Here is a 13,804-nt window from a genome sequence, read left to right on the forward strand (position 1 = left end):
TCACCCCGGCCTCGGCCGGGGTTTTTTATGGCGTTTTTCGCCGGCCCTGGATCAGCTGATGGCGCATCGGCAGTCGCAGGCCGCCGTCGCCAAGGCCGTTCAACGACCGGCGTAATTCTTTCAACACTTCAGCCTCGATCTCCCCCATGGCCCGCCGGTAGGGCGACCCCTCGGCGAGCCATCGATCGGCCAGTTGCGAGCCACCAGGAAGGGTCAGGTGTTCCAGCCACTCCTCACAACGGAGCTGCCAGCCCGCATCCGCCAACAGGTTCTCCGGTCGCTGCTGCCGCTCAAGCCAGTGTTGTTCCTGGGCGACAAGTTCGTTGAACAGCTCCGCTGCAGCTCCGTTTTTCTGGAGAGCACCGGCCGGACCCAGCTCGGCGCGGCTCACCAGCAGTCGTAAGCCTGTTGTCGGGTGGGTGTGCCTGTTGATTGCCTCCAGCAGCACCATCCAGTTCTGCCCTTGCAGGTCGGCCGCGGCGAGTCGTCCCCCGATCCAGTCGAACACTTGGCTCGATGGAAGGCCATCGAGGTTTCCCGTCAGCAGGTCAGGTCGATGCTCCGGTTCGAGCAGATCCATCTGTGCTTCTAACCGGCTGCGGTCCGCTTCGTCGTCGCAGAGCACAGCCACGCCCCCCTCCGGTGCGGCTTGCAAAGGATCGAGGACCCAGATCAGCGATCGCATCCCCAACAGCAGCACCCGATCCCTGCGGTTCCAGGGGGTGTCGCGCCAGAGTCGTTCGCGCAGGCGTTGCAGCCGTTCCCCTTCTTGGCCGAGTTGGCGCTGCACCCAGCGATCCACACCGGGACGGTCGGGTCCACTGCTGAGTAGCAAAGGCTGGTCCGCTGCCAACTCTGCGGCTGCGGCGAGTTGGGCCGCTCGGCGTTCCGCCATTCGGTCTCGTCGTTGCCCCTCCCATCCGAGTTGACCGGGCTGCCAGAACACTTCCCCCTGCAGTGCGGAGGGGAGGTATTGCTGCTCCACCCAGTGCTCGGCGTAGGCGTGGGGGTAGCGGTAGCCCGCGCCATCGCCAAAGGCGGCTCCATCCCGGTTGGCATCCCGCAAATGTCCGGGCACGTCCTGTTTTTGCGCATCGCGCACGGTTTTGAGAGCATCAAAGAAGCCCAGAACGCTGTTGCTTTTTTCGGTGCCTGCCAGGTAAAGAGCGGCCTGGGCCAACGGATACAGCCCCTCCGGAAGACCCACCCGTTCGAAGGCCGCGGCACAGGCTTCCACCACAACGATGGCCTGCGGGTCGGCCAGGCCGATGTCTTCCCCCGCTGCGATCAGCATCCGCCGGAAAATGAAGCGCGGGTTCTCGCCGGCCTCTACCATCCGCGCCAGCCAGAACAGCGCCGCATCGGCATCCGAGCCCCGCAGGGACTTGATGAAGGCGCTGATGGTGTCGTAGTGGGCGTCGCCGTGCTTGTCGTAGAGCACAGCCCGCTGCTGGATGGATTCCTCGGCGATGGCCAGATCGATCTGAATGACGCCATCGCCATCGGGCTCGGAGCTCTCCACTGCCAGTTCCAAGGCATTAAGCAGGCTGCGGGCGTCTCCTCCCGCCACATCCACGAGGTGGTCGGCGGCATCGCTGTTGATGGCGATCGACCGGTTGCCGTAGCCCCGTTCTTCATCGCTGAGGGCGCGTTGCAGCAGCCGTTGCAAATCGGCTGGTTCCAGCGGCAGCAGACGAAACAGTCTTGAGCGGCTGACCAGGGCTTTGTTGACTTCAAAATAGGGGTTTTCCGTGGTGGCACCGATCAGGGTGACGGTGCCGTTTTCCACCCATGGCAACAGGGCGTCCTGTTGGGCACTGTTGAAGCGATGCACCTCGTCGATGAAGAGGATGGTTCGCAAGCCATGCCGCTCCAGCCGTTGGCGTGCTCCATCCACCTCGATCCGCAGATCTTTGACGCCCGCAAGCACCGCGTTGAGGCTGCTGAAGTGAGCGCGGGTGTGGTTGGCAATGATCCGCGCCAGGGTGGTCTTGCCGACCCCCGGTGGCCCGTGCAGGATCAGGTTGCCGACCCGATCGGCCTTGATGGCGCGGCGCAGGAGCCGTCCGTCGGCCAGGATCCCGCTTTGACCCTCGAATTCCTCCAGCGTGCGTGGACGCATTCGGTCGGCCAGGGGGGCCAGCCGTCGCCGTTGTTGTTCACCGTGAAAAGCGAAGAGGTCCTGACCCAACGGACGATCGGCGTTGACCCAGTGTCCATTACGTTCTGAATCTGCGCTGAAGTTGGTCCGAATCGAACGTTTTTGACGTGCCGGTTTGGCCAGATGTCAGCCTTTTGGGCCAAGGCGTCAGCACCGTTGCATAATCCCGTTCAAAGCGTTTTTGCCGTGCGTCATCCGCAGCGACTCCTGCTCACTCTCGCCGCCTTGATCACGGTCAGTTCCTGCAAGGGTGAGGCCACGAAGCAGCCGCCGCCGCCGAAAGTGCAGGCTGTTTCCACCCAAATGGCTGACTTCACCGAGGGTGTCGACACCGTCAGCACATTGGAAGCCAGCAACCTCGTCGAGCTCGCCGCCCAATCAGGAGGGCGGATTCTGGAGTTGAAGATTCGTCAGGGCGATGAAGTTGAAGCCGGCCAGCTGCTGGTGGTTCTCGATCAGGAGCAGCAACGGGCACTGCTAGCGGAAGACAAAGCAAAGGCGGACACCGCCAAGGTGAACTACGAGCGATATCAGTATCTCGCCCAAACCGGAGCGGCCTCTCAGAAGGAGCTGGATTTTTATCGGACGCAGTTCATTGCGGCCCAGGAGAAGGTGAAATCCACAGAAGCCACGTTGAGCTACAACAACTTGATCGCCCCTTCAGCGGGGATGGTGGCGGACGTCACCGTCAAGGTCGGTGATGTGATTCAGCAGGGGCAGGTGTTCACCAGCCTGGTGCAGAACAACGAACTCGAAGCCCGTGTTGAGGTGCCCGCAGTGTTCTCCTCGCGTCTGTCCCTTGGACAGCCCGTGCTGTTGAGTGCACCGGGCAGTTACGAGCTGATTGCCACTGGATCAGTGGGCTCGATTGATCCCAGGGTCAACAAGCAGACCCAGGGTTTGCTGGTGAAGGCTGTTTTCCCGAATGAGGATGGAAAACTGCGGGATGGTCAGCGCCTGCGCACGCGGGTTCAGATCAAGGCCCAGGAAGAATTGGCTGTTCCCTTTGCCGCCGTCACGCAGACCTCAGGCCAGAGCTTTGTCTTCCGCCTCGGCACCTTTGACGAGCTCAAGCAGAATCCCGGCAAGGCTGATGTTGAGAAGTTGGAGAAGGGCATCAAGGCAGGCAAGCTTCCTGCGGATGCCATGTTCGCCCTCCAAACTCCCGTCACGGTGGGGGAGCTGGAAAACCAGCTGTATCCGATCACCAAAGGCTTGGAAGCCAATCAGATGGTGGTCACCACCAACTTGCTCAACCTGAAACACGGTATGCCGGTTCAGGTGCAGCCCGCCAAGGCGAACTGAGGTTGAACGATGTCTGCTTCCAATAACTTCATTACCCGGCCGGTTCTCAGCACGGTCTGCAGCCTGTTGATCGTGATCGTCGGTTTGATCGCCATTCCGATCCTGCCGATCGAAAACCTCCCGGATATTGCTCCCCCCACGGTGAAGGTTCAGGCCACCTACGTGGGCGCCGATGCCGTTGCCGTTGAGCAGGGCGTGACCTCCGTGCTCGAGCAGCAGATCAACGGGGTGGAGAACATGGACTTCATCACGTCCAACAGCTCGTCTGATGGTGTGAGTTCGATTTCCGTGTCGTTCGACAGTGGCACCGACGGCAACATCAACCAGGTGAACGTGCAGAACCGCGTTTCCTTGGCGGAGCCTCAGCTGCCCGAGGAGGTGCGCAAATCGGGTGTGACGGTGAACAAGGCCTCCAACTCGATCCTGCTCGTTTACAACTTCGTCAACGAAGACACCTCCAAAACCGAATATTCGGTGGAAACGATCAGTGGGTATCTCGACAAGAACCTCACCGATAACGTCAAACGGGTGAAAGGTGTTGGCGACGTTACCTACTTCGGCAACAGGAAGATCGCCTTTCGGCTCTGGTTGGACCCGGAGAAACTCGCGGCCAATAACCTTTCGGCCACCGATGTCGTCAACAAGCTGCGCAGTCAGAACCGTCTTGTGGCTGCCGGCAAGATCGGCGGTGCCCCTGCACCTGAGGGCCAGGAGTACACCTTCACTGTTCAGTTGCAGGGACGTCTGACCAGCACCCAGGAATTCGAGAACATCATTCTCAGAACCACCGGTGCCGGAGGCTTGGTTCGGTTCAAGGATGTAGGTCGAGTTGAGCTTGGCGGTGAGACCTATGGCATTGATGCCATGGATCTCAAGGGCACACCTTCGGTCGGCATCGCGATCTACCAGCTCTCCGGAAGTAATGCCATTGAGGTCTCCAATGGCGTCAAGCAGGTGCTGAACGATTTCGAGCAAACCCTGCCGGTTGGCCTCGGGGTCCAGAAGATTTACGACACCACCGACTTCATCAACCAGTCGATCAAGGGTGTGACCAACTCCCTTCGGGACGCGGTAATCCTGGTGGTGCTGATCCTGTTCCTGTTCCTGCAGAACTGGAAAGCCACGTTGGTTCCTGCCATTGCGATTCCGGTGGCCTTGATCGGCACCTTTGCTCTGGTGCTGGCATTCGGCTTCTCGCTCAACCAGCTCACCCTCTTCGGCCTGGTTCTGGCCACCGGTTTGGTGGTTGATGACGCCATCACGGTGGTGGAAGACACCTCCGCCAAGAAGGCAGAAGGCATGACCTCGGTGCAGGCCGCCATGGAAACCATGGATGAACTGTTCGGGGCTGTGATCGCCACCTCCCTGGTAAAGATGGCGGTGTTCCTTCCGGTGCTGTTTTTCCCGGGTGCCACCGGCACCATTTACAAGCAGTTCGCTGCCACGATCCTTTTCTCGATCGGCATCTCCACCTTCAACGCTCTGACCTTCTCGCCGATGCTGTCGGCTTTGTTGCTGTCCCGTGAGACCAAGGAGCTCAGCCGCAATCAGTACGCCACGGCCGGTGTGGTTCTTGGTTTCATTTACGGCTTGCTCAGTGCTGGCAATGGAGCCGCCGCAGCGCTGATCCCAACCGTGATTGGTGCGCTGATTGGCTTTATCGCCGGCAAGATCAGTGGTCTGCCCCTGCGTCTTCCCTTCACTGCTGGTGGTGCCGCGGTGGGTCTTATCACCACGGGGGTGATCTTCAGCAATCCGATTCCGGTGGTGTTGTTCACCGCCATTGGTGGCGGTGTTGGCTACTTCATTCCGGTGATCTTCACCAACTTCAATCGCCTTTATGGCGGTTTCGAGAAGCGCTACGCCACGATCCTCGATGGCGTTCTCAAGGCGCGCCCGATCGTTATGGCAGCCCTGGCGGTCGGCATCCTGCTCACGGGATTCGCCTTCACCCGCATTCCTGGTGGGTTTGTGCCGATCGAAGACCAGGGCTATGCCATCGGTTTTGTTCAGGCTCCTGAGGGTGTCTCCAACGAGAAAACCTTGGCGATCAACCGTCAGGTGGCGGAGGTGCTGCGCTCGGAGGAAGACATCGCATCAGCGGCCCTGTTCAGCGGCGCCAGCCTTGATGGCAACGCCCCCAACAAGGGTCTGTTCTTCATCGGCATGAACCACTGGGATGAGCGCCCCGGTAAGGACCACACCGTGGGAGCGGTGGTGAAGCGTCTCAACGCGAAGTTGTACGGCGCGATTGATGGGGGTCGTGTGTTTGTTGTGGAGCCTCCGTCGATTCCCGGTTATGGCACCGGTGGTGGATTTGAGTTCCAGCTGCTCGACCAGAGCAGCGGTGTGTATTCGTTGAATGAGTTTTTCGGATCTGCCCAGCAGATCATTCAGACGGCGAACACCGATCCCGTTCTCAATCAGGTTTACACGCTGTTTTCCCCCCAGGCTCCGCAATACAAGATTGATGTCGACAGGCAGCAGATGGCCTCGCTCGATGTCGATTTCGGTTCAGCCATGTCTGCGTTCAGCGTCAACTTCGGTGGTGCCTACGTGAACGACACCTTCCAGGAGGGCAAGGTTCGCCGCGTCTACGTTCAGGCCGATGAGGTGAGCCGGGCCACTCCACAACGGCTGTCGGCCATCTACGTCGCCAATGCCAAGGGCGAGCAGATTCCCCTCTCTGAGTTCTTCACCGTGAAGCAGACGGTGGGCCCCAGCGTCATTCCCCACTTCAACCTCTACCGCTCGATCAAGATCGACGGAACTCCCAAGGAGGGCAACAGCTCCGGACAGGCAATCGGAGCGATGAAGCAGATTTTCAACGCTGGCAGTTACCAGGGTCTTGGTTTCGACTGGACCGGTATCTCCCGCGAGGAGGTGAAGGCCGGATCTCTGGCTGTTGTGATCTTTGCCCTGGGCATCCTTGCGGTGTTTCTGGTGCTTTCCGCCCAGTACGAGAGCTACACCGATCCGATCATCATTCTTCTGACGGTCCCGACGGCCTTGCTGGGAGCTCTGGTGTTCCTCGGCGGTGCCGGCCAGGTGCTCAACATCTACGCCCAGGTGGGCCTGGTGATGCTCATCGGTCTTGCGGGCGGCAACGCGATTCTGATTGTCGACCTGGCGAACCAGAAGATGGCAGAGGGTGAGTCGGCTTTAGAGGCCGCCAAGTTCTCAGCCAAGTCGCGACTGCGGCCCATCCTGATGACGGCGATTTCTTCCCTGACCGGTTTCCTTCCCTTGATGCTCGCCACCGGTGCCGGTGCGCAGAGCCAATCATCCCTGGGCTTGGTGGTGTTCGGTGGTCTGCTGGTGGCGACCTTCCTATCCACCCTGGTGGTGCCAGTGTTCTACGTGGTGATGAAGAGCCTGCTGGGAGAAGCCGACGCCAAACCGCCTGAAGACGGCCCCACACCAACTCCTCAACCGAGCTGATGCCTGAGCAGAAACCCGAGGTGAATCAGCGCAAGCCCTTCAGTGGCATGCGCGTCTTGATTGCTGTAGCCATCGGCGCCAGCTTCGGTCTTGCTGTGGCCTATTTCCTCAAGGTGCTCATCGACAACACCCCCGCCGAGATCGATCTGAGCCGGTTGCGTCTCTTCTACCTGATGGTGATCACTTCGGGAGGTCTCGGTGGATTTGCTTTGGAGACCATGCGTCAGCTGCAGGATGAGGCCACGGATCCTGCCTATCGCCACAACAACCCCCATCGTGGACGTCGTCGCTGAGGGTTAGCAACACAACAGCCATCAAAAAAAGCCACCCCGAAGGGTGGCTTGCGCTTGTCAGGCGTGTTGCCCAGATTCAGGTGATCACGGTGGGCTGATCCATGCCCGTGCGTTGCTGGATCTCCGCCAGGTCATTGATGGCACTGATCATCTCGGCCAGGGCGACCTGGGGATCCTGGTTGAGGTCGCCGCTGCTGGGCACGTAGCTCTCCAGGTAGACGCGAATCGTCGCTCCCTTTGTGCCTGTGCCGGAGAGCCTCACCACCACCCGGCTGCCGTCGTCCAACAGGATGCGCAGACCCTGTCCCTTGGTTACGGACCCATCAACGGGATCGGTGTAGCTGAAGTTGTCCGCTGTGCTGATCTTGCGCCCTGCAAAGGATTGGCCCACCAGGCTCGGCAGCATGGTTTCAAGGCGGTCGTAGAGACCGTGGGCGGCGTCGCTGGCGACGGCCTCGTAGTCGTGACGGGAGTAATAGTGGCGTCCGAAGCGCTTCCAGTGCTCGGCCATGATTTCGGCGACGCTGCAGCGGCGCACGGCCAGGATCTGCAGCCAGAACAGCACGGCCCAGAGCCCGTCTTTCTCGCGCACGTGGTTGCTGCCGGTGCCGAAGCTTTCTTCCCCGCAGAGGGTGATCTTGCCAGCGTCAAGCAGGTTACCGAAGAATTTCCAGCCCGTTGGGGTTTCGAAGCAGTCAATGCCCAGCTCGTTGGCCACCACATCCACCGCAGCGCTGGTGGGCATGGAGCGGGCCACACCCGCCAAGCCTGAGGCATAGGCCGGCGCCAAGGTGGCGTTGGCAGTGAGCACAGCCAGGCTGTCGCTGGGGTTCACGAAGCAGCGCTGGCCCAGGATCATGTTGCGATCGCCGTCTCCGTCGCAGGCGGCACCGAAACGGTAGTCGTCACCCTCCAGAAGCAGGTCGGCCAGGTCGTGGGCGTAGGTGAGGTTGGGGTCGGGGTGACCGTTGCCGAAATCTTTCAGGGGTGTGCCGTTGCGCACGCTTCCCGCCGGTGCACCCAGCAGCCCCTCGAACAAGCGAGTGGCGTAGGGCCCGGTGACGGCATGCATGGCGTCAAAGGCCAGCGGGAAGTCGCTGCGGATCAGGTCACGGATCTGATCGAAGTTGAACAGCTCCTGCATCAGGGCAACGAAATCATCGACGCCGTCGATTACCTCCACTTGCATCGCCCCGATGCTGTGCAGACCAGGGGCATCCAGTGGGATTTCTGGAGCTTCAACAATCGTGTACTGCTCCAGGGTCTTGGTGCACTCGAACACCGCATCAGTGAAGGAGGCGGGGGTGGGGCCACCGTTGGCGCCGTTGACCTTGACGCCAAAGTCACCGTTCTCACCACCCGGGTTGTGGCTGGCGGACAGGATGATGCCGCCGATGGCCTGACGCTGCCGGATCAGGTTGGAGGCGGCAGGCGTGGAGAGGATGCCGCCCGTGGTAACGATCACCTTGCTGAGGCCGTGGGCGGCGCCCATCCGCAGGATCACATCGATGGCCCGGCGGTTGCCGTAACGGCCGTCGCCCCCCACTACCAGGGTGCCGCCCTGCACGCCAGGCAGGGTGCGCAGTGACGCTTCGATGAAGCTCTGCAGGTAATGGGGCTCCTCGAACTGGCGACTGCTCTTGCGTAGGCCGGAGGTCCCTGGCTTCTGATCGGTGAAGGGGGTGGCCAGGGGCACCTGGCGTTGGGTCGGTTCCGCAGGGGCCGAGGTGGTCATCACGACGGATGGGGGGTGTATGGGGAACCTAAACATGGAAATCCATTCCCATGGCGTCGGTCGCGACCAGTTGACGCCGCTACCCTTTGGCCCGCACCAATTTCGACGACCATGCATCGCTGTCTGCTGCTGTTGTTCGTCGGAATGGCATGCACAACCTCTTCAGTTGTTGCATCACAGAGCTGGAAACGGGCCCTACCCCTGCCGGAGGCCACTGAGGAGGCCGTGACTGCCGCCAATGCTGTAATCAATCAGTCAGGTTCGGAAGAATGCCTGCGCGGCAAGCTTTCCAATGCCATCGTGCAATTGTCCAACAGTTGCGATGTCTCCGGCCACTCCTCCACGGCGTGTGAGCTGGCCTCCGAACTTGCTGGTCAGGACAGCGAACTCAGCCTGGGCGAGATGCTCGCTACATCCAAGACGCTGCTTGATCTGCTCGGTGAACCGGCGACATCCCGCTGATCTCCTCTGTTTCTTCGATGGACGTCACCCATCCCGGTTCCAAGCCCCTCGACGCTGATCAGAACATTCTTCTGGAGAGTTTCCGCAGGAAGGTGGATTCCCGGATTTCAAGTCATGGGCTCACCGCTGCTGATGTGCAGATGTTTGTCGATGAGATCAAGAGGCACCCTGATGTGAGCGTTTCGCTCCTGGATGCTGTTCGCGGGGAGGTCGCAACGCTGATGCAGGGCCAGCGCTTCAGCTTTGATTTTGATTGAGTTGCAAGCAGGCTCAGGCCTGCCGTGATTGGGTCTTCTCATTGGTCTTGACCGGTTTGGCGCAAACCCCTGGAATGCGTCGAGCTGTTTTGGTGATGGAGTCTTTGCGTCGGAAGTCGTTGTTGGTGGCCACCTCGGCTTCGCCCATCAAGGCCCACAACACGTCTTTGCAAAGCCCAGGCAGCCTTTGATGGTCCATCAGAGGATCGGCGAGCTCACGAACGCGCGCGCACGCTTCGCGTGTGTTGTCACGCGAGCAGGCATAGGCGGCTTGTTCGATGCTGCGCAACTGGTCCTTGCTTGGCCAGGGCACGAAGGGCTCGGCGGCCATGGATGGAGTGGCCATGGCCAACACCAAACCGACGGGAATCAGACGAGGGCATTTCATGCTGACCATTGTCTCCCGTGTGACCAGGATTTCAGCCCCTTGTCACCCCATCCCCGCATCGGATTTTTTGACGGTCGAGTTTGCGTTGGATGTGCGGTGTGATCCCCAGTTCAGCGGTGTCCCAGAGGCGATCCATTTCTCGGGTGAAGTGTTGGGCGAGTTGGGGTGAGTGGATCACCAGCAGGGTTTCGTCATTGATGTGAGCGGCAGAGGGCGACCAGTTGAAGGATCCCGTGATCACGGTTTTGTTGTCGATGACGGCGAACTTGTGATGCAGCTTGTCGCCGCGCGCGAGGCGGGGGGTGCCGATCGCATTCAGACCCTGCTCCAGGGGGTGATTGCCAGCTTCCACCTTGCAGGCGTGATCCGGCAGGGTGACCCCAAGTAGATCGAGCACTTCCGAGAAGGGGCGGCTCGCAAAGCCAGGATCCGCGACCAGCCGGATCGTTACCCCTTGCTCGATCTGTTCTCGCAGCACGTTCGTTAATTGCTGTGCGGAGAACACAAACAGGGCCAGATCAATGCGCTTCTTTGCTGTTTTCAGCTGCCTGGTCAACAGGTTGAGCCCGTGATTCCGATCTCTTTTGGGATGGGGGGAGAACAGCACCTCCACCGGGATGCCACCGACCTGCAGCCTTCGCACGCCTCCGCCTGCCTTCTGCAGTCCGAAGCGACTGTCCTGCTTACCACCGGGGCCATCGCCCCACATCTGGGCGAATTCCTGCCGGAACAACGCAGCCAGCTCAGAGCTGTTGAGCCTCAGCAGATGGTTCACATTGCCGCGGCTGGAGGGTCGCCCCGCATCACCGTGCAGGCCGGAACTGGTGAGATTGGCGCTGCCTGTAATCACTGTTGTTTGGTCAATTACCAGAAACTTGTGGTGCATCAGGCCGCTGCCGCTGCTGCCGTCTTCGGTGTCATCCAACAGTGGAATATGCGCGGCTCGCAGCAGCGCAACGGCATCACCGCGGAAGGCTTCCTCCGGACTCGTGCTGCCATCCCCATCGCTGTCGGCGAGGCGGTTCAGTTGATGCCAGCGCTGTCGGTCCCGCTCGTTCAACCCGCTGGGCCGTTGTTCGCTCCAGGCAGGGCTGTAGTTGTTTTCCAGCAGCACAGCAACGTGTACGCCTCGTTGTTGTGCTGCGATCAGCGCTGCGGCAATCCTTGACAAGCTGAGCTCCTGCACAGCCACCAGCACCTCTTCATTGGCGGTGTTAATGGCTGTAATCAGCCACTGCTCCAGGTCATCGCCATTGCGCCAGGAGCCTGTAAGGGGTGAGCGGTATCTCGATGTGGCGTGGTGATTGAAGACCACGTCGATCTGGTCGGGCAATGCCAGGTCGGCAGGGCCATGGCCTACGACTGAGCCTGCTTGGCTGCAACCACCGCAAAGGAGGAGCGATGCGATCAAGCCCAGCCTGCTCTGCAGCATCCACACCAAGAACGTTGCCTTGATTCAGAGTTCCCCGGTTTTCAGTGGGGCATCTCCGATGTCTTCAGCATCGCCACAAACCAGAGTGCACTCAACACAAGGGCTACGCCGACACCGGCTCCAATGCCAACCCGTGCCATCACCAAAGGCACCACCAATGGAAACACCATCGCCCCCGCGAGGGGGGTGATGGCCACGAACCAGCGCAGAGAGGCTGGAGCTTTGGAATCAGTATTCAGAACCACTCGGCGCGGGCTTCGCTGGCGGGGTTGCTGTTGTCTTCGGGTGTTTCACGCTTGAAGTTGAGCGTGATGTTGCGCTTCTGTTCTCCATCGGAAGCCGTGGCCTCGATGGCGTACATCTGCTCGCCATCGCGGAAGGGGACTTGAATCCGGAAGGTGCCGTCGGTGGAGAGAGGCACCTCCTCCCCGCCAATGGTGAGGCGAGCAGAGGGATCAGTGGCGCCATAGACGATCAGTTCGGCGTCAGCCACAAGCCAGAAGGAGCGTTGGCGAGGTGCAACACCACCAAGTCCAGATTCGCTGCGTCCGCTGGCCCAGAGACCAACACCCGAATCATTCAAACCAATGCTTTCGCCCGACGTGTCGAATCCTTCCTGGAATTCTTCGGAGCCGACCCGGCGCCGGCGGAAGTGAACCGTGGCGCTTTGGTAGAGGCGTTCATGCAGGCCGCTGTTGCTGGATTCGATTGGTGCGACGGGAGCAGCTGCCGGTTCTGCTGGGGCGGTGTCGAGGCTGAAGGGCACGAACTGATCAAGAATCTGTTCGCTGGGGTGAAGTGCCGGCACGCGGGCCACCGAGGAGAAGGCCAGCGACATCCAGGTGGCGCCGATGCGATATCCCAGTTCGACCCGGTAATCCCGGTCACAGAGAGGTACTGGCAGGTACCACTCTGTGCTGTGGCTGTCGACGGGCACTTCCTGGAGGGTGTGCGGATGGGCATTGCCGTCCTGCATGCCCGTGACGTCTGCCAGGCGCAGGCAGAGACGGCTGGCACCTTCCTTTTGCGCCATGTTGCGATCGGCGTCCGAGATCTCCCAGAACACATAGGCCCATTGGGGATCACGAGGGAGGAACACAACGCGGGTTTCCGTTGTGTTCACCACAGGAGCGGTGAGCTCCTCCTTGATGGCTTTCAGGTCCCCACCCCGCTTCTGCTGGCGCTGGGCAACCTCATCAACGAGGGTTTCCTTGCTCTTGCGGCTGTAAAGCGGCACGCCCAGGTCACTGGCGATCTGACGCAGTTGACGAAGGGTGAGACGTGCCAGTGATGAAAGGGTTTGGGACACGTCCAATAACTCCAGGTTTCGTTTGGGATCATTGTGATCCGAAAAATTCCTTTTCGAAGCGTGAAGGGTCCAAGGGTCAGTGGATGCTGACCGCTGTCTGCGACGCGATCCCGGGGATCACTGTCTCTCACACAAAAAAAGCGGAGCCGAAGCTCCGCTTTTTGGAACATGGTTGGTGTCGGGATCAGCGGCCGATGGTCCGGTAAGGCACCTTGGCCAAATAGTCCATATCGGCACTGGTGCTCGGTCCGATTCGGCGGGGATTGCCGATTTCGCTCACCCATGCCACGTAGTCCTGCGGAGAGCCACCCTTCTTGATCTTCGCGCGTTCCGGCAGTCGCTTGGCAGGCCCACCAATGAAAACGAGTTGGGGGAAGCCAAGAATGTTCCGGTAGTACTCGTCGTAGCGGGGGGTGGTGATGTTGAAGGGAGTGTCGCCGAGTTCGCGGCCAGGAAGTACGCGGTTGCGTTGGTAAGGAACCGTGTCGTAGCCGAAGGCGTCGAGATACTCGGCGCTGTCGAGCAAAACATCCACCAGGCCTTCTAGGCCTTTGGTCGCAATCACGATGGACCAGGAGAGCTCTTCGCCCTTGCCGTTCACTTTGCGGCCGAGGATCCGCTCGCAGAGGTGACGGACAACTTTGTAATTACTGTTGAATCCGTAGAAGGTGCGCTTGAAGGTGTCAGAGAGCACCAGGCTGCGAATGAAATCGCGAACGGTGATCTGGCCGTCCTTCAGCTGGGACTCAAGGTTGACGTCCCGATCGGTTTTGAAGGCGTGGAAAAAGATCTGCCGATAGCCGGCTTCCACGACGGTGTCGAAGTTGTCGCGATCGTCTGCGATTTCCAGGGAGTAAGCCCGGGATCCCTCATCGGAGCCGACACGAAGGTTCGGAACACCTGATCTCAGAGAGTTCTGAGTGATCGGTGCGTACTCCAGAAGAGGAATGGCCACGCGAGCTACAGCATCCACTGAGGGCGATCGTAGAAGTGCTGGGTCGTGCCCCCTTCAGCTGCTGTT

General features: G+C 60.3%; 12 protein-coding genes. 5 read left to right on the forward strand and 7 right to left on the reverse strand.

What is annotated here, in order from left to right; all coding sequences use genetic code 11:
* Positions 1–25 precede the first annotated feature (25 nt).
* Positions 26–2,191: an AAA family ATPase gene (locus tag KR52_RS04455; RefSeq protein ID WP_038552989.1), complete on the reverse strand. Its 2,166-nt coding sequence runs from the start codon at positions 2,189–2,191 to the stop codon at positions 26–28.
* Positions 2,192–2,347: 156 nt separating this feature from the next.
* Here KR52_RS04455 and KR52_RS04460 point away from each other — a divergent pair, with 156 nt between their 5' ends.
* From KR52_RS04460 to KR52_RS04470, 3 genes are read left to right on the forward strand one after another with little or no spacing between them, the layout of a single operon-like run.
* Positions 2,348–3,466 carry an efflux RND transporter periplasmic adaptor subunit gene (locus KR52_RS04460; protein WP_038556836.1) on the forward strand — a complete coding sequence of 373 codons (1,119 nt, stop codon included), beginning with the start codon at positions 2,348–2,350 and terminating at the stop codon, positions 3,464–3,466.
* A 9-nt stretch (positions 3,467–3,475) separates the two neighbouring features.
* Positions 3,476–6,907, forward strand: a complete 3,432-nt coding sequence (locus tag KR52_RS04465) for an efflux RND transporter permease subunit (RefSeq protein ID WP_038552992.1) — start codon at positions 3,476–3,478, stop codon at positions 6,905–6,907.
* Positions 6,907–7,200: a hypothetical protein gene (locus KR52_RS04470; RefSeq protein WP_038552996.1), complete on the forward strand. Its 294-nt coding sequence runs from the start codon at positions 6,907–6,909 to the stop codon at positions 7,198–7,200. Before KR52_RS04465 ends, KR52_RS04470 begins: the two co-directional genes overlap by 1 nt.
* A 76-nt stretch (positions 7,201–7,276) precedes the next feature.
* Here KR52_RS04470 and KR52_RS04475 read toward each other — a convergent pair whose 3' ends face one another.
* On the reverse strand, positions 7,277–8,935 hold the full coding sequence (locus KR52_RS04475; RefSeq protein ID WP_038552998.1) for an alpha-D-glucose phosphate-specific phosphoglucomutase: 1,659 nt from the start codon (positions 8,933–8,935) through the stop codon (positions 7,277–7,279).
* Between the two features lie 111 nt (positions 8,936–9,046).
* Between KR52_RS04475 and KR52_RS04480 the strand changes: the two genes are divergently transcribed.
* Together KR52_RS04480 and KR52_RS04485 are read left to right on the forward strand one after the other, a co-directional pair.
* Positions 9,047–9,397 carry a hypothetical protein gene (locus KR52_RS04480; RefSeq protein ID WP_038553000.1) on the forward strand — a complete coding sequence of 117 codons (351 nt, stop codon included), beginning with the start codon at positions 9,047–9,049 and terminating at the stop codon, positions 9,395–9,397.
* Between the two features lie 17 nt (positions 9,398–9,414).
* On the forward strand, positions 9,415–9,654 hold the full coding sequence (locus KR52_RS04485; RefSeq protein ID WP_038553002.1) for a hypothetical protein: 240 nt from the start codon (positions 9,415–9,417) through the stop codon (positions 9,652–9,654).
* Positions 9,655–9,667: 13 nt separating this feature from the next.
* Here the strand turns inward: KR52_RS04485 and KR52_RS04490 are convergent, their stop codons facing one another.
* From KR52_RS04490 to KR52_RS04510, 5 genes are all read right to left on the reverse strand, one after another.
* Positions 9,668–10,042 carry a hypothetical protein gene (locus KR52_RS04490; protein ID WP_051834396.1) on the reverse strand — a complete coding sequence of 125 codons (375 nt, stop codon included), beginning with the start codon at positions 10,040–10,042 and terminating at the stop codon, positions 9,668–9,670.
* Between the two features lie 31 nt (positions 10,043–10,073).
* Positions 10,074–11,474 (reverse strand): phospholipase D-like domain-containing protein, encoded by a 1,401-nt coding sequence (locus KR52_RS04495; RefSeq protein ID WP_038553009.1) that lies wholly within the window; start codon positions 11,472–11,474, stop codon positions 10,074–10,076.
* Between the two features lie 41 nt (positions 11,475–11,515).
* Positions 11,516–11,719 (reverse strand): hypothetical protein, encoded by a 204-nt coding sequence (locus tag KR52_RS04500; protein ID WP_038553012.1) that lies wholly within the window; start codon positions 11,717–11,719, stop codon positions 11,516–11,518.
* A complete protein-coding gene (locus KR52_RS04505) occupies positions 11,710–12,783 on the reverse strand; it encodes a DUF4912 domain-containing protein (protein WP_038556837.1) in 1,074 nt (357 codons plus the stop codon). Before KR52_RS04505 ends, KR52_RS04500 begins: the two co-directional genes overlap by 10 nt.
* 184 nt (positions 12,784–12,967) lie before the next feature.
* On the reverse strand, positions 12,968–13,756 hold the full coding sequence (locus KR52_RS04510) for a phycobilisome rod-core linker polypeptide (protein ID WP_038553015.1): 789 nt from the start codon (positions 13,754–13,756) through the stop codon (positions 12,968–12,970).
* Between the last annotated feature and the right edge of the window lie 48 nt (positions 13,757–13,804).

The organism is Synechococcus sp. KORDI-52, assembly GCF_000737595.1.
In the GTDB taxonomy this organism is placed as follows: Bacteria; Cyanobacteriota; Cyanobacteriia; order PCC-6307; family Cyanobiaceae; genus Parasynechococcus.